The organism is Streptomyces sp. NPDC097617 (genome assembly GCF_044761485.1).
Lineage (GTDB): Bacteria > Actinomycetota > Actinomycetes > Streptomycetales > Streptomycetaceae > Streptomyces.
Genome location: NZ_JBIWCL010000004.1, coordinates 420,424 through 442,201 on the forward strand (window position 1 = coordinate 420,424; position 21,778 = coordinate 442,201).

The window sequence follows — 21,778 nt, forward strand, 5'->3', positions numbered from 1 at the left end:
ATTTACTTCACCCAACAGCCCTTTTGGGGCTTGTGTCACCCGGCGAGCTCCTCCGCCCGCTGCGCCAGCCACAGGTCGTGCCGGGCGCTGGGCGACTGCAGCAGGGAACGCTCCAGCAGCGCCTCGATACGGGTCAGCCGCTTGCGGGCACCGGGGACGGAGACGCCCAGCGCGTCGGCCGTCGGGACGAGTTGGGCGTCGTGGGCCAGCCAGACGCGGATCGTGTCACGGGCTCCGGGCGGGGCGTCCGGTCCGGTCAGCCCGCTCAGGTGGGTACGGGCCCAGCCGGTCAGCCGCGGATCGCGCAGCACCTCGTCGAGCCGGGGAGCGTCGGTCGGCGGAGCGTCGGTCGGCGGAGCGTCGGTCGGCGGGACGCCGGCCGGGGAGGCACCGCTTCGCGCCGCTGCCCCCGGGGTCAGCCGCAGCGCCAGCGAGAGCGCCGCCTGGTCCGCCAGGCGGGCGAGGTTCAGGCCGAGCAGCGCCTCGATCAGCCGGAGCCGGGCCGCCAGGGTGTTGCGGTGGACCTTCAGCAGCCGGGTGGCGTGCGAGGTGAAGTTCAGCCAGGCGTGGGCGGTGGCGCGCAACTCCTGCCCGCCGGGGTCCTGGGGGCGCCGGGGCGCGTACGTGTGCAGGGGTGCGAGCAGGGCCTCGGCCCAGCCGGCCCCCGCCTCGTGCGCGGCGAGCGCCAGTTCGGGTCCGGGCCCGAAGCGGGCGTGGCGGTCGGCGCGGCCCCGGGCGACGGCGAGCGCGTGGAAGGCCTGGGTGTAGGCGGCCGGCGCCTCGTCCAGGCGCATCTCCCCGCTGACGCCGACCGCGCAGTCCGGGGCCCCCTCCACCAGCGCGGCGGCCAGCGGGTCGTCGGCGCCGGACGCCGGGGCGGGGGCGGGCGGGGCGAGCACGATGAGGTGGCGTACGTAGACCGGGCAGCGCACGATCCAGGCCCGGCCGCCCGTCAGTTCCCGGCACAGTCGACTCACTTCGGTGCGCCGTCCGGCCGGGCATTCGACGACGTACATCCGCATCGGGTCGGGCAGCGCGGGACCCAGGGTCCCGGCGATCTGGCGGGCGGTGGACAGCCAGCCGTTCATCAGCAGGTGGAGAACGGCCTCGCGGGTCTGCGCCTCGGCGCGCCGGACCCGTTCCTCCCGTCGTCCGGCCTCCTCGGCACGCAGGACGAGGTCGAGCGGTACGGCGGCGTCCGCGAGGAGTGCCGGGGCGTCGGGGTGGTGCGGCTGCGGCAGTACGGCGGCCAGCGCACGCGGGCCGTCCAGGGCGAACAGCAGCGTCGCGGAGTCGGCGCCGTGCAGGACCGCCGACCGTACACCGCGGGCCGCCAGCTCGGCGGCGCCGCGCACGGCGGCTTCGGGAGCCCGTCCGTGCCCGGCTTCGGCGTCCACCACCCCGACCCAGCCTCCGAGGTGGGACGCGAGCCACTCCAGCAGCGCGGCCGATCCTCCGGCGCGGGCGAGCCGGTGGACCTTGAGGATGTCGTCGGACCGGGACACGGCCGCATTCAACCACCCGCCGCACACTGTGCGCTGTGATACCCGTCTCGCCCGGTCACTGGGCAGGACGAACCCTGCGCGCAGCCCCGTCCGCGCATAGGTTGGGGAACGAGCGGCAGGATCCCGGCGGCTTCGATTGGATCGGACACGGGGGAAGCCACGGGATCCCGCCGCCACTCACATCCGGCGCGCCGCGCTGCGGATGGCCTCCCGGATGCGGAAGTAGGTACCGCAGCGGCAGATGTTGGCGATGGCGTCGATGTCCTCGTCCGTGGGATCGGCGGTCCGCTTGAGCAGGGCGACGGCGGCCATGATCTGGCCGGGCTGGCAGAAGCCGCACTGGGCGACGTCCTGTTCGAGCCAGGCCTCCTGCACGGGATGCAGATCGTCCCCGTTCGCCAGACCCTCGATGGTGGTCACCGCCCGGCCGGCGCAGGCGGAGACGGGCACCACGCAGGGGCGGATGTCGGCGCCGTCCAGGTGACTGGTGCAGGCCTTGCAGACGTCCACCCCGCAGCCGTACTTGGGGCCGCGGACGCCCAGCATGTCGCGGAGCACCCACAACAGGGGCAGGTCGTCGGGCGCGTCCACGGTGACGCTCGGCCGACCTCCTCGCGCGGCAGCCGGAAGCGAACGGTGCCGTCGGCCTCGACGACGAGCGCCAGCAGGGCCGAGGTGGGGGCGCCGGCCAGGATGAACAGGTCGCCGAGGTCGATCACGTCGGCGATGGCCGGCAGGGTCGGGACGACGGCGTGGGCGGCCTGCGGGGCCGGCGCGTCGGCCCCGGCCCGGGTGACCAGGGCGAGGGTCGGCGCGGCGACGAGGTGGGTGAGGAACGAACGGCGGCTCTGCCCCGCGGCGTTCGTATCGGCGTGGTGACGGCCGGCCATGTCGTTGTGTGACCCCCACGCTGTGCGGGTCCGCCCGCGCAGACCTCCCCCGTTATTACCGGCACGTAGAGTAGCGACCCGGTGGTGCGGTGGGAAGCCCCGATTCCGCCGAGTCGCCAAGGCCACATCACTCGTTCGGGGGTATCTCCGCGGGTCGCCTTGATCCGTTCCTTACGCGATTTCTGCGGCGGCCCGGGCTCGTACACCTCGGTCGTACGATCGAGCCCCGGGCCCCGGATGGCCGGATTCCGGCCGCCCTTCCGACCGCGCCGCCGCCAGGACCGGCGAGTGCCGCTCCGTCACCCCGCAGAGCCCCTGACCGGATTCGTTCGTACGCGTCCGAAGGCCCGCTAGGCCTGAGGCATATACCAGAAGCAAGGACGTAGCGGATGTTGCCAAACGCCTTACACACCGTCGCGCCCTATGCAACAGTCGTTACCGGTCCTTCCTTCAGACTTGGCCGTGCCGCGCCTGTATCGGAGTTCTCATGCCGTCCCACCTGTTCGCGGACCGTCCCGCGCAGCCGCCCGAGCCAGGGTCGGTGGACGCGCTGATCTCGCAGACCCGGCGGCTGCGGGGAGAAGTGGACGCGGTCCGCCGCGACACCGTCGTGGACGACGACGACGCCCAGGGCCGCTGGCAGCGCGCTCTGTGCGATCTCGCCGTCCACCACCTCGACGACCTCGGCGAGCACCTCGGCCAGCTCAAGGAAGGCCTGCCGCCGGTGCCCGTGAGCGTCGAGTACGCACAGTCGGTGCCCGTGCGCGTCAAGTGCCCGCAGCCGGCGCCCGAGGTCGGGCCCGAGGCCCAGACCCGCGTCGGCAGCGCCGAGTGGAACCTGCTGACCGACGAGGTCAGTTGGTCCGACGAGCTGTTCCAGATCTTCGGCCGCTCGCCCGAGTCCGGCGCGCTTCCCCTCGACGAACTGGGTTCGACCCTCTTCTCCGAGGACCAGCCATTACTTACCGCGTGGGTCACCGCCTGCCTGGTGGACGGCAAACCGATCGACGGCGAGTTCCGCATCGTCCGGACCGACGGCCGGGTCCGGACCTTGCACATGAGGGGCGAGCCGGTACTCGACGCCGACGGCTGTACGGCCTCGATGTGGGCCGTCCTGCGGGACGTGAGTGAACTGCGCCGGAGCCAGCGCGCGGTGCGCGAGTCCCGTGACTCGCTGCAGCGCCAGCGGGAGATCGCGCAGACCGAGCACCGGCTGGCGGTCGAGCTGCAGGAAGCCGTGCTCCCCCCGTGGCGCGGCTCCCTGCGGTTCCCGTACGGCAGCGCCGGCACCCTGGACACGGCCGCGCACTACCTGCCCTCCGCGACCAGCGCGCTGATCGGCGGCGACTGGTACGACGCACTCGAACTCCCCGACGGCCGCTCGATGCTGACGGTCGGCGACCTGACCGGGCACGGGGTGACCGCCACCTCCGGGATGGCGATGATGCTGGGCGCCCTGCGCGGCATGGCCATGGCAGGTATCGAGCCGGGCCCGCTGATGGGCTGGCTCAACCAGCTTCTGGAGACCTCCGTACAACCCGCGCTCGGCTCGGCCGTGTGCTGCCGGTACGACCCCGCGCGCCAGGTGCTGTCCTGGGCGCAGGCGGGCCACCCGGCGCCCCTGCTGTTCCGCCGGGGCTCGGGCCGCTCCTTGCTGCCGCCGGAGGGCGTCCTGCTGGGCGCGACCTCCGGAGCCTCGTACGGGCAGGCCGAGGAACGGCTCGAAGTGGGCGACCTGCTGATCCTGCACACGGACGGACTCACGCCGCGCAGCATCGAGTTCAGCCGGGCGGACGGCACCGAGCGGCTGCTGGCGCTCGCGCCCCGGTTCGCGGCGGCGCGCTCGGCGCAGGACTGTGTGCGGATCGTGATCGAGGAGTTCGGCGAGAGCGAGCGGGAGGACGACGCCTGTGTGCTCGTCGCCCGGGTCGGCGGGTAACGGGCGCCGTTCGTAAGGGCTTCGGGGCCGCGCCGGAAGGCGCGGCCTTTCTCGTCTCCGTGCATGGGGCTCCGTACCGGGCGGGTCCGTACCGGGCGTGCGGGGCCGGGTGGGCGGGGGCCGGCGTGGATCATACCCCCGTGGCGCGCGGACCGCGCTGCGCCGGGGTGTCCGGAAGGGCCAGCGCGATCTCCTGGCGCAGGTCCTCGATGCGCGCGTACCCGGAGTACTGGGCGGTGAGCCGGTACATCTCGCGCAACCGGTCCCAGGTCCGGTGCGAGGAGGTCTCGTTCATCGACACCAGGGCGAGGCGGGCGTACCGGTCGGCCTGCTCCGGCTCGTCGGCGATGAAGCAGGCCGAGGCCAAGGAGATGTAGTCGAAGATCTGCGAGCGCTGGTAGCCCTCGCCGCGCAGCCGCAGGGCCTCCTTGGCGTGGCGCGCGGCGACGGGCGCCGCAGCGGCGTCATGGTCCGCCAGGGTCCGGTAGGCCAGGGCCTGCATGCCGTGCAGGTCCGCCTCGTCGAAGTGCTGCATCCAACTGGGCGGCGGTACATCGCCCTTGTCGGAGACGAACAGCTCCTCCGCCTCGCCCAGGGTGCGGCGCATGGCCTGGCCCTTGCCCATGGCGGCCTGTGCCCAGGCCTCGATGGTGTGCAGCATGGCGCGGGTGCGCGGCAGGGTCTGCTCGCCGGAGCCGGACTGGGCGAGCTTCATCAGGTCCAGGGCCTCGTTCGGCTTGCCCAGGTGCACCATCTGTCGGGCGGCGCGGGACAGCGCCTCTCCGGCGCGCGGCCGGTCGCCCCCCTCGCGGGCCGCGTGCGCGGCGATGACGAAGTACTTCTGCGCGGTGGGTTCCAGGCCCACGTCGTGGGACATCCAGCCCGCGAGGACGGCCAGGTTGGCCGCCACCCCCCACAGCCGCCGCTGGAGGTGGTCGGGGTGGTGGTAGGCCAGCATGCCGCCCACCTCGTTGAGCTGGCCGACGACGGCCTTGCGCTGGAGACCGCCGCCCCTGGAGGCGTCCCAGGCGCGGAACACGTCGACGGAGCGCTCCAGGGCCTCGATCTCCTGGGAGCCGATCGGGGCGGCCTCGTAGCGGTCGTAGCCCGCTGGGTCGGCCTGGAAGGAATCCCCGAAGTTCCGGGTCTCCTTGGCCAGGGCGGGGTCGGTGTGCAGCCAGTCGTACATGGCGTTGCTGAGGGCGGAGCCGGCGGTGAGCACCGCTCCCGCGCCCATCAGACCGCGACGGTTGAGCATGAGGTCCATTCCCGTGAATTCGGTGAGGACCGCGGCTGTGCGTTCGGGCGCCCACGGCATCCCGTCGGGGTTCTCACGAGCCCCGTCCGGCTGCCGTTTGGAGGTGCGCCGCTGCCGTACGAACCCGAGGTCCTCGATGGTCACGACACGACCGAGCCGCTCGGTGAACAGTGCTGCCAGTACCGTGGGCACCGGTTCGCGGGGGGCCTCCCCCATGTCGATCCAGCGCCGCACCCGCGAGGTGTCGGTGGCCAGCTGGGGGTGGCCCATGGCCGCCGCCTGCCGGTTCACCATCCTCGCCAGTTCGCCCTTCGACCAGCCGGCCAGGCCGAACAGGTCGTTCAAGCGGGTGTTTGGACCTTTGCTCACGTCAAGCCCCCAGGTTCTCGGCTGAGTTGACAGTAGCCCGCCGTCAGATGCCCAGCGACTATTCGCCAGGCTTCGCCAGGGCACGCCCGATGGTTCGCCACCTTGCGCCGGGTGTCAGGTAGGAATGCGCCTCCCCGACCCGGTCACCGACGGAACTCCCCAGGGTGAAGCACGGGATCCGGCGGGGCGGCGTACGCAACTCGTCGGCGCACGAAGGGATCCGTATCACCATGTACGCAGCAACGTCCTCCGTGTCCGCACCGGTCCGGCCGCACCGCACGCTTCCGACGGGCGGCGGCCCCTACCTCGAACCCGGCCGCCCGTCGGCCCCGGCGCAGGGCATCGTCCGGGCGCGGCGCATGCCGGGTACCGGATCCCAGCCCGTCAGCGGCCGAATCGACCTCTCGGGGCCGCAGGGGGCACAGCTGCGCACCGCGCTCGCCTCGGTGCAGCGCATCTGTCCGGAGTTCGCCCCGGTGCAGGTACTGCGGCGCAGCGGCCGCTCCGTCCTCCTGGTGGGCACCACCGGACGGATGACCGCCGTCGCGAAGGTCTTACTGGATCACTCGCCCGAGTGGCGTGAGCGCTACCGGCACGAAATAGCGGCATACCGGGCGTTCGTCCGGCACCGCCCGCCGGTCCGGGTGCCGCGGCTGATCGCCGCCGACCCCGAGAACTGCACGCTGGTGGTGGAACGGATGGCGGGCCGGGTCGCGGCGCTGCAGCGGCACCCGGTGGAGCCGCCGCCGCGGGTGGACCTCCGGGCGGCCCTGGGCGCGGTGTGCCGGGTCAACCAGTGGCGGCCGCCGGCGGATCTCTTCGGCACCCCGATGAACTACGCGCGGCGGATCGCCCGGGACTACGAGTTGGGGCTGCTGACCGACCGGGACCTCGGCGATCTGCAGAAGCTGCTGCACGGTGTGAAGATGTCGGGGACCGGACTGCAGTTCAACCACGGTGACGCCCTGCTGTCGAACCTGCTGCTGTCGCCGGCCGGCCCGGTCCTGCTCGACTGGGAGCACGCGGGCTGGTACCTGCCCGGATACGACCTGGCCACGCTGTGGACCGTGCTGGGCGACGCCCCGGCCGCCCGCGCCCAGATCAGCCGGCTCGCGCAGTCGGCCGGTCCGGCCGCGCGGGACGCCTTCCTGGTCAACCTGATGCTGGTGTTGACCCGGGAGATCCGGATGTCCGAGACGGCGGTGCAGCGCTCGATGCTGGCGACCGCCCCGACGCAGTCGCTGCCGGTGGGCGCCCTGTCCTCCGGTGAGGAGCAGCGGCTGCTGCTCCGCCGCCTGCACGACGATGCAGGGATGGCGCGCCGAGCGGTGCGCGCGGCGGTCGGCACGCGCTGACCGTCCCCCGTACGCGAAGCCCCGTGGCCCCCACCGCCACGGGGCTTCGCCCGTTCACGGGTGCGCTGGTACGGGTATGCCCCGGCGGGCTCTCCGTTAGCGTGGGGGGGGCGATCGACGGGAGGCGCTGATGAAGTCCGGAGTGCGCAAGTGGGAGGCGGTCCGGGAGTTCGCCCTCGGCCTTCCGGAGGCGGTGGAGGACCATCCCTGGGGTCCCGAGGACTGTGTGGTGAAGGTGAACAAGAGGATCTTCGTCTTCCTGGGGAACGCCGACGGGCCGCAGCAGCCCGGCCTGTCCGTCAAGCTGAAGGACGAAGCCCGGCACGGGCACGCGATGGCCGCGCCGGGAGCGGAGCCCAGCGGTTACGGTCTGGGCCGCTCCGGTTGGGTGTCCGTACCGCTGGCCGGGCAGGGGGCGCCCTCCGTGCAAGTGCTGTGCGAGTGGGTGGAGGAGAGCTACCGCACCGTGGCCCTCAAGCGGCACGTGAAGGAACTGGACGCCCGGATCGGGGCGGAGGGCTGAGCGCCCGGTCCTGTCCCGGGGTGCCGGATGCCTTGACATCACATGATCCCCCGAACACCTTTTCTGACTCAGCATCAGAAATGCTGGAGGCACATCCCCTCCTCCTTGACTCCGCTGGAGCCTGCCCATGTCCGCAAGCGCTTCACGCACCTCCTCCGCCGCCTCCCCGTCCAGACGCGCGGTCCTCGCCGGTACGGGGGCCGGGGTGCTCGCCGCCACCGTGCTGCCGTCCGCCGCGGCCCGGGCCGACACCACCCAGGACGGCCCCCCGCTCGGCGAGTACGACGTCGTCGTGGTCGGGTCCGGGGCCGCCGGGATGACCGCCGCGCTCACCGCCGCCAGGCGGGGGCTGAGCGTCCTGGTGGTCGAGAAGGCCCCGACCTTCGGCGGATCTGCCGCACGGTCGGGCGCCGGCATCTGGCTCCCCAACAACTCGGTGATCCTGGGTGCGGGCGTGCCGGACACCCCGCAGAAGGCGGCGACGTACCTGTCGGCCGTCGTCGGGCCCGAGGTACCGGCCGACCGGCAGGCCGCGTTCCTCGCCGACGGGCCCCGGATGCTGGACTTCGTCATGGCCAACAGCCCGCTGCGGTTCCGCTTCATGGAGGGGTACAGCGACTACTACCCCCATCTGCCGGGCGGTCTGCCGAACGGCCGCTCCATCGAGCCCGACCAGCTCGACGGGAACATCCTGGGCGCCGAACTGGCGCACCTGAACCCGGCGTACATGGCGGTCCCGGCCGGGATGGTGGTGTTCAGCCAGGACTACAAGTGGCTGAACCTGGCGGCGGTGAGCGCCAAGGGGCTCGCCGTGTCGACCGAGTGCCTGGCGCGCGGTGCGAAGGCGGCCCTGCGCGGCGAGAAGCCGCTGACGATGGGCCAGTCCCTTGCGGCCGGGCTGCGCGCCGGGCTCCAGCGGGCCGGGGTTCCGGTGTGGTTGAACAGCCCGCTGGTGGACCTGGTCCAGGAGGGCGGCGCGGTCACTGGCGTGGTGGTGGAGAAGCAGGGCGTACGGGGCACCGTGCGGGCCCGGCGAGGGGTGGTGATCGGCTCGGGCGGTTTTGAGCACAACGCGCAGATGCGGGCGCAGTACCAGCAGCAACCGATCAGCACCCAGTGGTCGGTGGGCGCGAAGGAGAACACCGGCGACGGTATCCGGGCGGGCCAGCGGGCCGGGGCCTCGCTGGCGCTGATGGAGGACGCGTGGTGGGGGCCGTCGATCCCGCTGCCCGGAGAGCCGTACTTCTGCCTGGCCGAACGGACCCTGCCGGGCGGCCTGATCGTGAACGCGAACGGGGCGCGGTTCGTCAACGAGGCGGCGCCGTACAGCGATGTGGTGCACGTGATGTACGAGAAGGACCGGGGAGCGGTCGGCTCGCACATCCCGGCGTGGCTGATCGTGGATCAGAACTACCGCAACAAGTACCTGTTCAAGGACATCCTGCCGACGCTGCCCTTCCCGGAGTCGTGGTACCAGGCGGGAGCGGCGAAGAAGGCGTGGACCTGGGACGCCCTGGCGGGGCAGATCGGGGTGCCGGCGGGCGCGCTGCGGGCCACGCTGGGCCGGTTCAACGCGCAGGCGTGGAACGGCGACGACTCCGACTTCCACCGGGGCGACACGGCCTACGACCACTACTACACGGACCCGAACGTGCACCCGAACTCGTGTCTGGCACCCGTCTGGGTCCCGCCGTTCTACGCGTTCAAGATCGTGCCGGGTGACCTCGGTACGAAGGGCGGCATCGTGACGGACGCGCGGGCGCGGGCCCTGCGGCCGGACGGCTCGGTGATCCCCGGCATGTACGCGGCCGGCAACGCGAGTGCGGCGGTGATGGGCCACAGCTACGCGGGGGCGGGTTCGACGATCGGCCCCGCGATGACGTTCGGCTACGTGGCGGCGAACGCCATCGCGGACGCGTGAGGTCCGCGGCCGTTCCCCGGGGCGGTCAGCCCTGCTGGAAGAGCTCGGCGGGGAGCGGCTTCAGGAGGGCGTAGAGGTCATCGGTGATCGGGCGGTCCCAGCTGGCGATGGTGACCAGCACGTTGTCACTGCGGTCGAACTGGACGCAGGAGATGCGGGACTCCGACAGCTTGATCTTCCGGACGATGAGGAGGTTGTCGCCCTGCATGACGGGGCAGTCCTCGACGCCGGTGACCTCGACGTCCTCGTCGTTCTCCAGTGCGTCGAGGAGCTGGGCCACCTCGAAGGGGATCTGGCTCTCGGTGAGGTCCCGGGCCGGGGAACCCTCGGGCAGGTTTCCGATGATCATCGCGGGTCCGCGTCCGCCGAACAGGTCGTAGCGGAGGAAGACACCCTGGCAGCTGCCGTCGGGCGCGGGCAGCAGCCCGGCCCCGAGATTGCCCGGCCAGTCCCCCGGGTCCATGGCCAGGACGTCGAAGTCCGGGCCGGCGGGTGTGGCGGCGCGGTGGCGGCGGAGGAAGGACATGCCGCCATGGTACGTGGCCGCGCGAGTTTTCCGGCCCGGGGGCCCGCATCGGGGGACCCGCCCGGGCCGGGCCCGCCGGCCCCGGCGGTCAGACCGGTGGGACGATCCTGAACCAGTGCGGGAGCAGGGCGGCGTCGCCGTGGACGCGCAGGGCGGTGGGTGTCGGGCGGCCCCAGAGGAACAGGGCGAGGTCCGAGGCCGTGCCCGCGGCCTCGACGTCCGTCGGGTCGGTGGAACCTGGCTCCAGCAGGACCTGGTCGCCGGAGAGGACGACCGTCCAGGTTTCGGGGCCGTCGGTACGCCGGAAGCGGTACCTCTCCCCCGCACCCGCCGGTGCCCGCAGCCAGCCGCGGCGGGCCGGGGCCATCACCTCGAACGTCTGGGTCACGGCGTCCGTGGCGACGGCCGGGTCGAGGCGGCCCGGGGGGCCGGTGGCGGATTCGGCGTCCCAGCGGTGCACGGCCAGCTCGATCAGCTGCATCCGCAGCCAGAATCCCGAGGTCTGCTCCGCCGACCAGGTCCAGACGGCCGTGTCCGGCCCCAGCTCGCTCAAGAGCTCCGCCAGCTCCCGGGCTCCCTGCGCGAACCAGTCGGTCAGCGCGTCCGGGCCGTCCGGGGGCCCGGGGAGGGTGGGGCCGGCTGGGTCGGGCGGGGCCGTGAGCCGTTCGCGCAGCACGTGTACGAGGAAGCGGTGCACTCCGCCCAGGTGCCGGACGAGGTCGGTGACCGTCCAGCCCGGGCACGAGGGGACCGCGGGCACCGGCTCACCGAGGTCGAACGCACGGCGCACCGCCTTCTCGAACGCGGCCGCCTCGGTCCGGAAGGCGGCGAGCCTCTCGACGTGATCCATACGGCCACCCTGCCCACCGGGAGGCGGCCGCGATCACGTTGAGCTACGGGCGAACGCCTCCAGTGCGTCCCTGAGCCCGGGCCGGTCGGTGCCCAGCTTGCGGCAGGCCGCCGACAGCACCCAGTCCGGCGCGTGCACCACCACGGTCTCCGGGGCGGGCTCCTTCTCGACCCGCACGGCGCGGTCCGCGGCCCGGAGCTCCTCCTCCGTGAGCCTGTCCTCCCAGGCCAGGCCGCACGGCAGCGCGCCGCCCAGTCCCAGCAGGGTCGCGGTCGTCTCCGCGGCCAGCCCGTCGGCACCGCATGCCCGCGCCGTCACGACGGCCTGCATCAGCAGGTCCGCGTCCCGCAGCTCGGTGCCGAGCGCGGCCAGCGCGCAGGCCAGTTCATAGCCCGCCGGTGAGGCCGAGAGCAGGGTGACCGCCTCCTGGAGGAGCCCGGCCCGGTCCTGGGGTTCCGCGACCTGCGCCGCCACCCGCAGGGCCTGGCCGATGCTCGAGGCGGCGCCGAAGGCGCGGGCCCGCCGGACGGCGTCGTCGGCCAGTGCGCGGGCCCGCTGCGGATCGTCGGCGGCCACCGCCCGGGCCAGGTGCAGCTGCCACGGGCACCAGGCCGGATTCTGGATGCCGCGCGGGGTCAGCCGCCGGTCGACCGCCTCCAGTTCGGCGATCGCGGCCCGCACCTGGCCCCGGGACAGGAGCAGTTCGGCGTAGACGGTCTGCGAGTCGGGGAAGACGACGGCCGACGGGAAGGGGCTGCCGTACTCGTGCTCCTGTGCCAGCTCCCAGGCCTCCTCGGGCCGGCCTCTCGCGAGCAGGGTCGTGAGGAGGATGGCTATGGCGTACCAGTGCACGGGGGTACGGCGGCCCACGCGTTCGGCGAGCCGCAGTCCGGCGCGCGCCAGTTCCTCGGCCTCCGCGAGGCGCCCGCGCCGGTAGCGGACGTAGGCCCGGAGGCTGTAGGCGAAGGAGAGGTGCGCCCCGCGCCAGCCGTGCCGCTCGAACTCGGCGGTGCCCGTCTCGAACAGCTCCTCGGCCCGTCCGGGCCGGTCGGCGTACATGTGGACCATCGCGGCCAGCACCGGGACCTCGAAGCCGCGGTCCTCGTGGGCCCAGCTGAAGGGCTGCGCCAGCACCCGTCCGGCGTGGTGCAGCACCACGTCCACGGGCTCGCCCCGCAGACAGGCGTCCCAGGCGCGCAGCCCGATGATGTACCGCTCGGTGAGGTCGCGCCCGGTCAGCCGGTCGGCGAGGCGGGTGAGCCGCCGGGAGCGGGCCGGGGAGTCGGTCTCGGCGGCGTTGAAGGCGTCCCACATGAACTGCTCCGACTGCAGGCGCAGCCGGGCGCGTACGTCCTGGGTGTACGGGATTTCCCGCGCGAGCGATTCCGAGGCCTCGGCGAGGCGGTCGCTGTGCGCGAGGACCTGGGCGAGCCGGATGACGATGCCCTGGCGCAGGGCCGGGTCGTCGGAGGGCTCGGCGAGGGCGGCGCGCAGGTGGTTGACGGTGTTGGCGGGCTCGGTGAGCAGGGAGGCGCAGCCCAGTTCGTAGAGGACGGCGGCGCGTTCGTCGAAGTCCGGAGGTTCCAGCAGGGCGCGGGCGAGCTGGCGGCGGGCGGCTTCGGGGGCGCCGGCCCGGAGGTTCTCGCCGGCGGCCTCGCGCAGGGTGCGTACCACCCAGGGGTCACTCTCGGGGTGGGTCTCCAGCAGGTGGCGGGCGGCTGCGGAGGAGCCGAGTCCGGCGTCGACGACGGCCGCCGCGGCCTTGCCGTGCAGGGCGACGCGGAGTGCGTCGGGGATGGCGCGGTAGATGGCGGTGGCGATGAGCGGGTGGACGAACTCCAGCCCGGCCTCGCTGTCGGGCTCCTCGGCGGTGGCGGCCGAGAGGATGCGGGCGTCCCGCAGCCGCCGGGTGGCGTCCACGGCCTCCTCGGCACCGAGGGCGGCGACCCGGGCGGCGAGGTCCTGCGGGATGGCGGTGCCGAGGACGGCGCAGGCCCAGGCGAAGCGGACGGTGGAGGGACCGAGGCGTTCGAGGCGGGCGACGAGGCCGCTGCCGCGCTGGGCCGCGGCCAGGTCGTGCAGTTGCGGGGCGTTCGCCTCGACCGGGGTCATGCCCTTGCCGCGGACCTTGGCGGTGAGTTCGACGGCCTCGAAGGGGTTGCCGGTGGTGACGGCCCAGGCCTCCTGGCAGAAGGCGTCGTCGGCGTGCGCGCCGACGGCCTCGCGGACCAGGGTGGCGACGGCGGCCGGGGTGAGCGGGGCCAGCGGCAGGGGGCGCTGGCCCGCGCGGCCCGGCAGCGTACGGAAGGCGTCGGCGTGCGCGGGCAGTTCGTCGGGGCGGTAGGCGACGACGAGGAGCAGCGGGAGGTGCTCGGCGCGCGGGGCGAACGCGGCGAGCCAGCCGAGGGACTCGGGGTCGGCCCAGTGGGCGTCGTCGAGGACGAGGGTGACGGGGGCGCGCTTGACGACGAGGTGGGTGAGGACCCAGTCGAGTCCGTCGCGCAGGCCCTGGGGGTCGGGCGGGACGCCCTGTTCGGGGGCACAGAGTCCGAGGGCCGGGCCGACGATGGAGTACCAGCTCCCGAGGGCGGCGCGCAGCTCCTGCTCGGAGGTGCCGGCTAGCTGCGGCTGGATGAGCTGGCGGGCGACGTGGAAGGGCTGGCTCTGCTCCTGTTCGCCGCCGCGGGCGGCGAGGACGGTGCAGTTGCGGGCGTGGGCACGGCGGCGCAGTTCGGCGAGCAGGGTGGTCTTGCCGAGTCCGGCGGGTCCGGAGAAGGCGAGCAGCGCGCCACCTGCGTCCGGCCCGGGACCGGTGAGTTGGTCCAGGGCTTCGTCGACGATCGCGAGTTCGGCATCGCGTTCGACCATGGTGCGCCGTGTGCGGGTCCGGCGGTCCGTCATGGCTGGTACCCCCCAGGCCTGTTCGGGGGTTCAGCGTACGCCCGGCGCGCAGCGCAAGGGATGCCACTGCGGAAAAGAATCCGATCTTCTTTTCCGGGGAGTGTCAGCCCTGTGCGGAGCGGGCGGCGAGGGCCTCGAGAACGGCCACTGCCTCGGCGGCCCGGTCGGCGTCCACGAAGAGGTGATCGTGGTGGTAGCCGGCGATGACGTTGCAGCTCAGACCGTGTGCGCCGAGCTCGGCGGCGAAGGCGGCGGTGAGCCCGACGGCGTCGAGGGCGGAGTGGATCCGCAGGGTGATCCAGCCGGCGGTGTAGTCGTAGGCGAGGCCGGCCGCGTCGGCGTCCTCCTGGCGCAGCACCAGGGTGAGGCCCTCGGACTCGAGGACGGTGGCGACGGGAGCGGTCCCGGCGGGCACGGCGGTGCCGGCGACGGTGCAGAAGACGTATCGCCCCTGGTGGAGCTCGGGCCGCAGCCCGCACAGAAGCCTCCGCAGATCCTGCTCGCCACTCATGCGACCACCCTACCGATTCTTCCGGTTCTGCCCGGTTCATCCAGGGAGCCGCCCACGCTTTCCGGCCACGACCGCGGGCGTCGAGGAGGGCCACGAGCGCGTCCGGGTCCCCGGAGTCGACGTTTCGCACGTCTCACCAGCCCTCGTAGAGCCGCCGGTGCCACCACGGGCGGGGGTTTCCCGACCAGTCCGTGGCGCAGGCGTCCCGGTCGTGGGCCGTGCGCCTGCGGAACTCCGCGTCCAGGAGCCTCAGTACGCGGCCCAGTGCGCGCCGGGACTCGGGCGGCAGGCTCCGGTAGGCGTCGGCCAGCTCGTCGCGGACCACGGCGACGTTGTCGAGTTCGCAGTACGGGGCCGGGCAGACGGCAGCGGTGAGCCGCAGACGGGACCCGGGGCTCCGCAGGAACGCGCGGTAGCGTCGCAACAGGTCGCCGAGCGGGTAGGTGCGAGCGCCGGCGGTCCAGTGGACTCCCCCACAGGCGGCGGGCGACAGCCGGTCCGTGGGAGGCGCTTCGCGCGCCCAGGCGGGTGGCCGTCGACCGGCGTGGGTTCCTCGTGCGGCGCGCAGCGCGCCCGGCCGACTACGCGGCATCGCCCTTTCGGCGGATGGTCATCACGGGCTCATCCTGCCCGGGCGCTCCGCGGGGCGCAAAGGGATTCGGCGGCCACCGGGGCGGCGGCTCCGCGCCCGGTGGTACGCCGTGTGCGGGGGCTCCCGCCGGTCCCTCAGGTCAGGTCGAACTCACCGCCCCGTGCGTTGAGTACGAACTTGTGCCACTCGTCCGGCGTGAAGATCAGTGAAGGGCTCTCGGGACGCTCGCTGTTGCGCATCGCGATGAAGCCCTCGACGAAGGCGATCTGGACGTCGCCCACTCCCCGGCTGCTCGACTGCCACTCGGCCTCGGTGAGATCGAGGTCCGGCTTCCCCCAGCCAGCGAGGGGCTGTGAAGTCATGCTCTCGGCCACGTGCGTGCTCCTCCCGGTACGTCGTCCGGGGGCAAGGTTAACCACCGCGGCGGGTGCCGGACAGGCCACGGTGAGTCACCCGTGGCCGGTCCGGCTCCCCGGCCGGCCCCTCCGTCGTCGGCCGGGCCTGTGTTCAGGAGGTCGGCTCCTGTGCCCCCACCAGCCACATCGCGAAGAACTGCGAGCCGCCGCCGTACGCGTGCCCGAGCGCCCGGCGGGCGCCCGGAACCTGATGTTCCCCGGCCTGGCCGCGGACCTGGAGGGCGGCCTCCGCGAAGCGGATCATGCCGGAGGCGCCGATCGGGTTGGTGGACAGCACGCCGCCCGACGGGTTGACCGGAAGGTCCCCGTCGAGTTCGGTGACCCCGGCCTCGGTGAGCTTCCAGCCCTCGCCCTCCGCCGCGAAGCCGAGGTTCTCCAGCCACATCGGCTCGTACCAGGAGAACGGCACGTACATCTCGACCGCGTCGATCTCCCGGCGCGGGTCGGTGATGCCGGCCTGACGGTAGACGTCGGCCGCGCAGTCCTTCCCGGCCTGCGGCGAGACGAAGTCCTTGCCGGCGAAGAGGGTGGGCTCGCTGCGCATCGCCCCGCCGTGCACCCAGGCGGCCGGTTTCGGCGAACGGGCCGCGCCCGCCCGGTCGGTGAGGATCATCGCGCAGGCGCCGTCGGAGGAGGGGCAGGTCTCCGAGTAGCGGATCGGGTCCCAGAGCATCGGCGAGGCCTGGACCTTCTCCAGGGTGATGTCGTGCTCGTGCAGGTGCGCGTACGGGTTCTTCAGCGCGTTGCGCCGGTCCTTGTACGCGACCAGCGAGCCCACGGTGTCGGGCGCGCCGGTGCGCCGCATGTACGCGCGCACGTGCGGGGCGAAGAATCCGCCCGCGCCGGCGAGCAGCGGCTGCTGGAAGGGGACGGGGAGCGACAGGCCCCACATGGCGTTGGATTCGGACTGCTTCTCGAAGGCGAGGGTCAGGACGGTGCGGTGGACGCGGGCGGCCACCAGGTTGGAGGCGACCAGCGCGGTGGATCCGCCGACCGAGCCCGCCGTGTGCACGCGCAGCATCGGCTTGCCGACGGCGCCGAGGGCGTCCGCCAGGTACAGCTCGGGCATCATCACCCCCTCGAAGAAGTCGGGGGCCTTGCCGATGACGACCGCGTCGATGTCCGCCCAGGTCAGCTCGGCGTCCGCGAGGGCGCGTGCGGCCGCCTCGCGGACCAGTCCGGCGATGGACACGTCGCGGCGGGCCGCCACGTGCTTGGTCTGGCCGATACCGACGACGGCCACGGGCTCTTTACTCACCTTGCGTCCCCTTCCAGGACGGCGACCAGGTTCTGCTGGAGGCAGGGGCCGGAGGTGGCGTGGGCGACGGCCCGGTGCGATGCGCCGCGGTGGATCCGGGCGGCCGCCTCACCGATGCGTATCAGGCCGGCGGCCATCATCGGGTTGGCGGCGAGCGCTCCCCCGGAGGGGTTGACGGCCACATCGTCGGCGAGGCCGAGTGCCTTGCGCAGGACGATCTCCTGGGAGGAGAACGGCGCGTGCAGCTCGGCCGTGTCGACCGGAGCCTCGAAGACCCCCGCGCGTTCGGCGGCGAGGCGGGTGGACGGGGAGTCGGTGAGGTCGCGCAGGCCCAGGCTGTGGGCCTCGATGCGGTGGTCGATGCCGGTGATCCAGGCGGGGCGCTCGCACAGTTGCCGTGCGAGGTCGCCGGCGGCCAGGACCACGGCGGCCGCGCCGTCGCCCACGGGCGGGCAGTCCCCGGTGCGCAGCGGCCGGACCTGGTAGTCGCCCTGCGGGACGGGGCCGCGGAGCTGGGCGTGCGGGTTGCCCTCCGCATCGGCCCGGCTGCGCGCTCCGACGGCGGCCAGCGCGCTCTCGTCGGTCTCGCCCGCGTCGATCAGGGCCTGGGCCTGGAGGGCGGCAAGAGCCACCGCGTCGGGCCAGAGCGGAGCGACGTAGTACGGGTCGAGCTGGCGGGTCAGCACGTCGCGCACCGACCCCGGTGAGGACTTCCCGTACGAGTAGACGAGCGCGGTGTCCGCCTCGCCGGTCTGGATCTTGACCCACGCCTCGTAGAGGGCCCAGGCGCCGTCCATCTCGACGTGCGACTCGGAGATCGGCGGCCAGGCGCCGACCCCGTCGAGGGTCATGGTGAAGGAGAAGGCCCGGCCGGCGAGGTAGTCGCTGGAGCCGGAGCAGGTGAAGCCGATCTCACCGGCCTTCAGGCCGGTGGCGGCCAGCACCTGGTGGAGGACCGGCATGACCATCTCGACTTCGCTGAGCTCGTCGGTGCGGCGCAGGTGGTCGCTCTGCGCGAAGGCGACCACCGCCACCTCGCGGGCGTATCGGGCCATCAGATGAGCTCCTTGTACACGTCGTAGTCCGCGTCCGGTTCGCCGGTGGGGCGGTAGTGGTCGGGGTAGCGGCCGCCCTCGGTCCACACGGGCTCGACGCGCAGGCCCATGCGGACCTCGTCGTAGGGGATGCCGCCGATCCGGCCGTGGAGGGCGAGGCCCGCGCCGTCGAGGGCGATGTGGGCGTAGACGTAGGGCACTTCGATGCCGAGATTCGCCGTGTGCGCAGCCTTGATGTTGACGATGCAGTAGGTGGTGACCGTGCCGGCCGGGCCGACCTCGACGCGGTCGGTGGTGGCGACCCCGCAGGTGGGGCAGGCGCCGCGCGGCGGGACGTACACCTTGTGGCAGGAGGGGCAGCGCTCGCCGACGGTCCGCCGCTCGGAGAGGGCGTTGATGTACCCGGTCTGGGCGCGGCCGGGGCTGTAGACGTAGTCGAGGCGGGCCTCGGCGACGATCCCGGTGACGGCGTCGGCGAAATCCCCGTCGTGCGGGACGGCTTCCCCGCCCGCGGGGCCGTCGTACGGCTCGAAGCAGGCGATGTCGGTGATGGCGCCGGTGCGTTCGGCGGCCCAGCGGACCCGCACGCGCATCCCGGTGCGGACGGCGTCGGGGCCGGGCGCGTCGAGGGCGTGCAGGAGGGCGGTGTCCGCTCCGTCGAGCGTGACCAGCACCCAGGCGAAGGGAGTGTCCAGGGGCTGCTGGGGGCGGGGCCGGTCGTTCCACGCCCAGGTGGTGACGGTCCCGGTGGCGCCGACCTCGACGAGCTCGCGGATCTCCTCGGCGGTGACGGGGTCGTACTCGACGGGCGGGACCATCACCTTGCCGTCGGAGGTCTTCACCCCGAGGACGAGGCCTTCGCGCAGCCCCGTGAGGAAGGCGCTCTGAACGGGCCCGAGGGACCGGGTGAAGGGGAACTCGACGATGAGGGGGGCGCGGAGGATCTCCGGTGGGGAGGCAGCTGTCATGACGGTTCTCCGATGTGATCGATTCCGGTACGAACGGTGCGTACGAGCCGCTTTCAGCCCCGCGGGCGCTGGAGGCGACCCACCCCAACCCCGCCGACGCCGGGACGCGCACTCCCAGCCCCGCCGGCGCCTGACACGCGCCCCCCCCAACCCCGCCGGCGTTTGAGGCGCACTCCCCCAGCCCCGCCGGCGTTTGAGGCGCGGGGGTCCGGGGGCAGCGCCCCCGGCAACGGCGCGGCACAGGACGGCAGGCGACAGGCGGCAGGCGGCAGCTACTCGCGCCGATACACCGCGGGCCGCTTCTCCGCGAAGGCCCGCGCCCCCTCCTTCGCATCGGCGGTGTCGAAGATCGGCCACCCCCGCAGGAGTTCCGACGCCAACCCCTCCCGCTCCGTCAGCTCGGCGGTCTCGTAGACCGACGCCTTGACCGCCTCCACCGCCAGCGGCCCGCACGCGTTGATCCGCTCCGCGATCTCCAGCGCCGCCGCCAGCGCCGTACCGTCCGGCACCACCCGCCCCACCAGCCCGATCCGTTCGGCCTCCGCGGCCGAGTACGGGCGGCCGGTCAGCAGCATCTCCAGGGCGTGCGTCCGCGGGATCTGGCGCGGCAACCGCACCGTGGAGCCGCCGATGGGGAAGAGCCCGCGCTTGACCTCGAACAGCCCGAAGGTCGCGCCCTCGGCCGCCACCCGGATGTCCGTGCCCTGCAGGATCTCCGTCCCGCCCGCCACGCAGTACCCCTCCACCGCCGCGATGACCGGCTTGCGCGGCCGGTGGTGGCGCAGCATCGCCTTCCAGTGCAGGTCGGGGTCGGCCTTGAGGCGGTCCCGGTACTGATCGCCCGCCATTCCTTTGCCGGCCAGGGCCTTGAGGTCCATTCCGGCGCAGAAGTCCCCGCCCGCGCCGGTCAGGACGACGGAGCGGATCCCTTCATCGGCGTCCGCCTCCAGCCAGCCGTCGTACAGCCCCACCAGCAGCGGCAGCGAGAGCGCGTTCTTCGCCTCGGGCCTGTTCATGGTGAGCACCAGCGTGGCGCCGTGCCGATCCACGGTCAGGTGTTCTGTCCCACCCATTGCCGTCCTCCCGTCTCAAGACCTAGAACAGGTTGCAGTAGGGGAGGGTGCAGTTCAATAGCATTCTGACACACAGTCAGATTTCTTGGACAGCGGCCTTCCCAGTTGCCGTATCCGGCGCTCTAATGACCGCCGGAGCAGGCCGGCCACAGGGCCAGTCGTCGGGAACATCGGGAACATTCGGGGTCAGGAGGAACGGTGGAGTACAACCTTGCCGACCTGTTCGAGTCGGTCGTGGACGTGGTCCCGGACCGCGAGGCCCTTGTGTACGTGGACCACCCCGGGACGGGCGCCGAGCGCCGCCTGACGTACGCGGAGCTCGACACGGCGGCGAACCGGATCGCGCACCACCTGCTGGAGAGCGGGCTGAAGGCCGGCGAGCACCTCGGGCTCCACCTCTACAACGGGATCGAGTACCTGCAGACCGTGCTGGCCTGCCTGAAGGCCCGTTTGGTCCCGGTGAACGTCAACTACCGTTACGTGGAGGAGGAGCTGGTCTACCTCTACAACGACGCCGATCTCGCCGCCCTGGTCTTCGAGGGCGAGTTCACCGAGCGGGTCGCGGCCGCGCTGCCGCAGACGACGAGGCTCCGGCACCTGATCCGGGTCGGGGCGGCTCCCGACGGCGCCCCGGAGCCCTCGATCGCGCCGGTCCCGTACGCGCAGGCCGAGGCGGCCGGCTCGCCCGGCCGCGGCTTCCCGTCGCGCAGCCCCGACGACCTGTTCATCATCTATACGGGCGGCACGACGGGCATGCCCAAGGGCGTGATGTGGCGGGCCGAGGACCTCTTCTTCGCCGGGCTCTTCGGCGGCGAGCCGTCGGGCGAGCCGGTGAAGCGGCCGGAGGAGCTGGCCGAGCGGGTCGCGGCCCGCGGCGCCGGGCTCACCTTCTTTCCGGCTCCTCCGCTGATGCACGGCACGTCCACGCTGACCTCGTTCATCGCCTTCAACTACGGCCAGCGGGTGGTCATCCACCGCAAGTACGCGCCGGAGGAAGTGCTCCGCACCATCGAGAAGGAGAAGGTCTCCAGCGTGTCGCTGGTCGGCGACGCAATGCTGAGGCCGCTGATCGACGCCCTGAACGGGCCACTCAAGGGCACGGACCTGTCCTCGCTGTTCAGCGTCTCCTCGTCCGGGGCGATCATGTCGGAGACGGTGCGCGCCGAGTTCCAGCGGCTGGTGCCCGACGTGCTGCTCCTGAACAACTTCGGGTCGTCCGAGTCCGGGTCCAACGGGCGGGCGACGGACGACTCCGGCCCGGAGAAGGGCTTCCGGCTCGAGGTCAACGACCGTACGCAGGTGGTGGACCCGGCGACGCACGAGCCGGTGGCGGTGGGCGTGCCGGGTCGTCTCGCGCAGCGCGGGCACGTCCCGCTCGGCTACTACAACGACGCGGCGAAGACCGCCGAGACCTTCTTCCGGAAGGGGACGGAGCGCTGGGTGCTCCTCGGCGACATGGCGACCGTGGACGAGCAGGGCATCGTCACGGTGCTCGGGCGCGGCTCGCAGTGCATCAACACGGGCGGCGAGAAGGTGTACCCGGAGGAGGTGGAGCAGGCGCTGAAGTCCCACCCCGATGTGTACGACGCCCTGGTCGCCGGGGTCCCGGACCCGACCTGGGGCAGTCATGTGGCCGCGGTGGTCCAGATCCGGGAGGGCGCCCCGGCGCCGTCCCTGGACCAGATCCAGAGCCACTGCCGGACCCGGCTGGCGGGCTACAAGATCCCGCGCCAGCTGGTCGTCGCGCCCGCCATCCAGCGCTCCCCGAGCGGCAAGGCGGACTACCGCTGGGCGAAGGCGGTGGCGACGGAGGCGGACACGGCCTGACCGGGCGATGTTCGCGGGCCCGCCGGAAGGGCCCCGGCCGG

18 protein-coding genes are annotated in these 21,778 nt (G+C 73.0%); 5 read left to right on the plus strand and 13 right to left on the minus strand.

Features of this window, described 5'->3' with window-relative positions:
• Positions 1–35 precede the first annotated feature (35 nt).
• Entirely contained in the window at positions 36–1,505 is a 1,470-nt protein-coding gene (locus ACIQZO_RS10795; RefSeq protein ID WP_403623246.1) for a helix-turn-helix domain-containing protein, read from the minus strand.
• A gap of 177 nt (positions 1,506–1,682) precedes the next feature.
• Positions 1,683–2,051 (minus strand): (2Fe-2S)-binding protein, encoded by a 369-nt coding sequence (locus ACIQZO_RS10800; RefSeq protein ID WP_403623401.1) that lies wholly within the window; start codon positions 2,049–2,051, stop codon positions 1,683–1,685.
• 831 nt (positions 2,052–2,882) lie between these two features.
• Between ACIQZO_RS10800 and ACIQZO_RS10805 the strand changes: the two genes are divergently transcribed.
• Positions 2,883–4,334 carry a PP2C family protein-serine/threonine phosphatase gene (locus ACIQZO_RS10805; RefSeq protein WP_403623249.1) on the plus strand — a complete coding sequence of 484 codons (1,452 nt, stop codon included), beginning with the start codon at positions 2,883–2,885 and terminating at the stop codon, positions 4,332–4,334.
• 130 nt (positions 4,335–4,464) lie between these two features.
• On the opposite strand, the gene ACIQZO_RS10810 is transcribed toward ACIQZO_RS10805, so the two are convergent.
• Complete coding sequence (locus tag ACIQZO_RS10810; protein ID WP_403623252.1) at positions 4,465–5,961, minus strand: hypothetical protein; 1,497 nt, start codon at positions 5,959–5,961, stop codon at positions 4,465–4,467.
• A 230-nt stretch (positions 5,962–6,191) separates the two neighbouring features.
• Between ACIQZO_RS10810 and ACIQZO_RS10815 the strand changes: the two genes are divergently transcribed.
• The 3 genes from ACIQZO_RS10815 (at position 6,192) to kstD (ending at position 9,760) form a co-directional block, all read left to right on the plus strand.
• Positions 6,192–7,316 carry an aminoglycoside phosphotransferase family protein gene (locus tag ACIQZO_RS10815; RefSeq protein ID WP_403623255.1) on the plus strand — a complete coding sequence of 375 codons (1,125 nt, stop codon included), beginning with the start codon at positions 6,192–6,194 and terminating at the stop codon, positions 7,314–7,316.
• Between the two features lie 130 nt (positions 7,317–7,446).
• Positions 7,447–7,839 carry an MmcQ/YjbR family DNA-binding protein gene (locus tag ACIQZO_RS10820; protein ID WP_403623257.1) on the plus strand — a complete coding sequence of 131 codons (393 nt, stop codon included), beginning with the start codon at positions 7,447–7,449 and terminating at the stop codon, positions 7,837–7,839.
• 127 nt (positions 7,840–7,966) lie between these two features.
• Positions 7,967–9,760: a 3-oxosteroid 1-dehydrogenase gene (gene kstD / locus ACIQZO_RS10825; RefSeq protein WP_403623260.1), complete on the plus strand. Its 1,794-nt coding sequence runs from the start codon at positions 7,967–7,969 to the stop codon at positions 9,758–9,760.
• A gap of 25 nt (positions 9,761–9,785) precedes the next feature.
• Here kstD and ACIQZO_RS10830 read toward each other — a convergent pair whose 3' ends face one another.
• From ACIQZO_RS10830 to ACIQZO_RS10875, 10 genes are all read right to left on the minus strand, one after another.
• Positions 9,786–10,286 carry a hypothetical protein gene (locus tag ACIQZO_RS10830; RefSeq protein ID WP_365276827.1) on the minus strand — a complete coding sequence of 167 codons (501 nt, stop codon included), beginning with the start codon at positions 10,284–10,286 and terminating at the stop codon, positions 9,786–9,788.
• 88 nt (positions 10,287–10,374) lie between these two features.
• Positions 10,375–11,136: a maleylpyruvate isomerase family mycothiol-dependent enzyme gene (locus tag ACIQZO_RS10835; RefSeq protein ID WP_403623263.1), complete on the minus strand. Its 762-nt coding sequence runs from the start codon at positions 11,134–11,136 to the stop codon at positions 10,375–10,377.
• 33 nt (positions 11,137–11,169) lie between these two features.
• Positions 11,170–14,037 (minus strand): ATP-binding protein, encoded by a 2,868-nt coding sequence (locus ACIQZO_RS10840; protein WP_403623266.1) that lies wholly within the window; start codon positions 14,035–14,037, stop codon positions 11,170–11,172.
• Between the two features lie 103 nt (positions 14,038–14,140).
• Entirely contained in the window at positions 14,141–14,548 is a 408-nt protein-coding gene (locus ACIQZO_RS10845) for an ACT domain-containing protein (RefSeq protein ID WP_403623269.1), read from the minus strand.
• Between the two features lie 133 nt (positions 14,549–14,681).
• Positions 14,682–15,140, minus strand: a complete 459-nt coding sequence (locus ACIQZO_RS10850; protein ID WP_403623272.1) for a hypothetical protein — start codon at positions 15,138–15,140, stop codon at positions 14,682–14,684.
• Between the two features lie 134 nt (positions 15,141–15,274).
• Positions 15,275–15,502 (minus strand): DUF397 domain-containing protein, encoded by a 228-nt coding sequence (locus ACIQZO_RS10855; protein ID WP_403623404.1) that lies wholly within the window; start codon positions 15,500–15,502, stop codon positions 15,275–15,277.
• A 145-nt stretch (positions 15,503–15,647) separates the two neighbouring features.
• Entirely contained in the window at positions 15,648–16,814 is a 1,167-nt protein-coding gene (locus ACIQZO_RS10860; protein WP_403623275.1) for a thiolase domain-containing protein, read from the minus strand.
• Complete coding sequence (locus ACIQZO_RS10865) at positions 16,811–17,869, minus strand: thiolase domain-containing protein (RefSeq protein WP_403623278.1); 1,059 nt, start codon at positions 17,867–17,869, stop codon at positions 16,811–16,813. The genes ACIQZO_RS10860 and ACIQZO_RS10865 overlap by 4 nt, the downstream gene beginning before the upstream one ends.
• Positions 17,869–18,837, minus strand: coding sequence for a Zn-ribbon domain-containing OB-fold protein (locus ACIQZO_RS10870; RefSeq protein WP_403623281.1), 969 nt, complete (start codon positions 18,835–18,837; stop codon positions 17,869–17,871). Before ACIQZO_RS10870 ends, ACIQZO_RS10865 begins: the two co-directional genes overlap by 1 nt.
• 272 nt (positions 18,838–19,109) lie before the next feature.
• Complete coding sequence (locus ACIQZO_RS10875; RefSeq protein ID WP_403623284.1) at positions 19,110–19,910, minus strand: crotonase/enoyl-CoA hydratase family protein; 801 nt, start codon at positions 19,908–19,910, stop codon at positions 19,110–19,112.
• Between the two features lie 198 nt (positions 19,911–20,108).
• On the opposite strand from ACIQZO_RS10875, the gene ACIQZO_RS10880 reads away from it, so the two are divergent.
• The gene (locus tag ACIQZO_RS10880) at positions 20,109–21,737 is read left to right on the plus strand and encodes an acyl-CoA synthetase (protein WP_403623287.1); all 1,629 of its coding nucleotides are present in this window, start codon (positions 20,109–20,111) and stop codon (positions 21,735–21,737) included.
• Positions 21,738–21,778 lie beyond the last annotated feature (41 nt).

Bases quoted from the DNA above. Each gene is read 5' to 3' on its own strand.
- ACIQZO_RS10800 (WP_403623401.1), bottom strand. From the start codon at position 2,051: ATGCTGGGCGTCCGCGGCCCCAAGTACGGCTGCGGGGTGGACGTCTGC.
- ACIQZO_RS10805 (WP_403623249.1), top strand. From the start codon at position 2,883: ATGCCGTCCCACCTGTTCGCGGACCGTCCCGCGCAGCCGCCCGAGCCA.
- ACIQZO_RS10815 (WP_403623255.1), top strand. From the start codon at position 6,192: ATGTACGCAGCAACGTCCTCCGTGTCCGCACCGGTCCGGCCGCACCGC.
- ACIQZO_RS10820 (WP_403623257.1), top strand. From the start codon at position 7,447: ATGAAGTCCGGAGTGCGCAAGTGGGAGGCGGTCCGGGAGTTCGCCCTC.
- kstD (WP_403623260.1), top strand. From the start codon at position 7,967: ATGTCCGCAAGCGCTTCACGCACCTCCTCCGCCGCCTCCCCGTCCAGA.
- ACIQZO_RS10830 (WP_365276827.1), bottom strand. From the start codon at position 10,286: ATGTCCTTCCTCCGCCGCCACCGCGCCGCCACACCCGCCGGCCCGGAC.
- ACIQZO_RS10835 (WP_403623263.1), bottom strand. From the start codon at position 11,136: ATGGATCACGTCGAGAGGCTCGCCGCCTTCCGGACCGAGGCGGCCGCG.
- ACIQZO_RS10840 (WP_403623266.1), bottom strand. From the start codon at position 14,037: ATGACGGACCGCCGGACCCGCACACGGCGCACCATGGTCGAACGCGAT.
- ACIQZO_RS10845 (WP_403623269.1), bottom strand. From the start codon at position 14,548: ATGAGTGGCGAGCAGGATCTGCGGAGGCTTCTGTGCGGGCTGCGGCCC.
- ACIQZO_RS10850 (WP_403623272.1), bottom strand. From the start codon at position 15,140: ATGCCGCGTAGTCGGCCGGGCGCGCTGCGCGCCGCACGAGGAACCCAC.
- ACIQZO_RS10855 (WP_403623404.1), bottom strand. From the start codon at position 15,502: ATGACTTCACAGCCCCTCGCTGGCTGGGGGAAGCCGGACCTCGATCTC.
- ACIQZO_RS10865 (WP_403623278.1), bottom strand. From the start codon at position 17,869: ATGGCCCGATACGCCCGCGAGGTGGCGGTGGTCGCCTTCGCGCAGAGC.
- ACIQZO_RS10870 (WP_403623281.1), bottom strand. From the start codon at position 18,837: ATGACAGCTGCCTCCCCACCGGAGATCCTCCGCGCCCCCCTCATCGTC.
- ACIQZO_RS10875 (WP_403623284.1), bottom strand. From the start codon at position 19,910: ATGGGTGGGACAGAACACCTGACCGTGGATCGGCACGGCGCCACGCTG.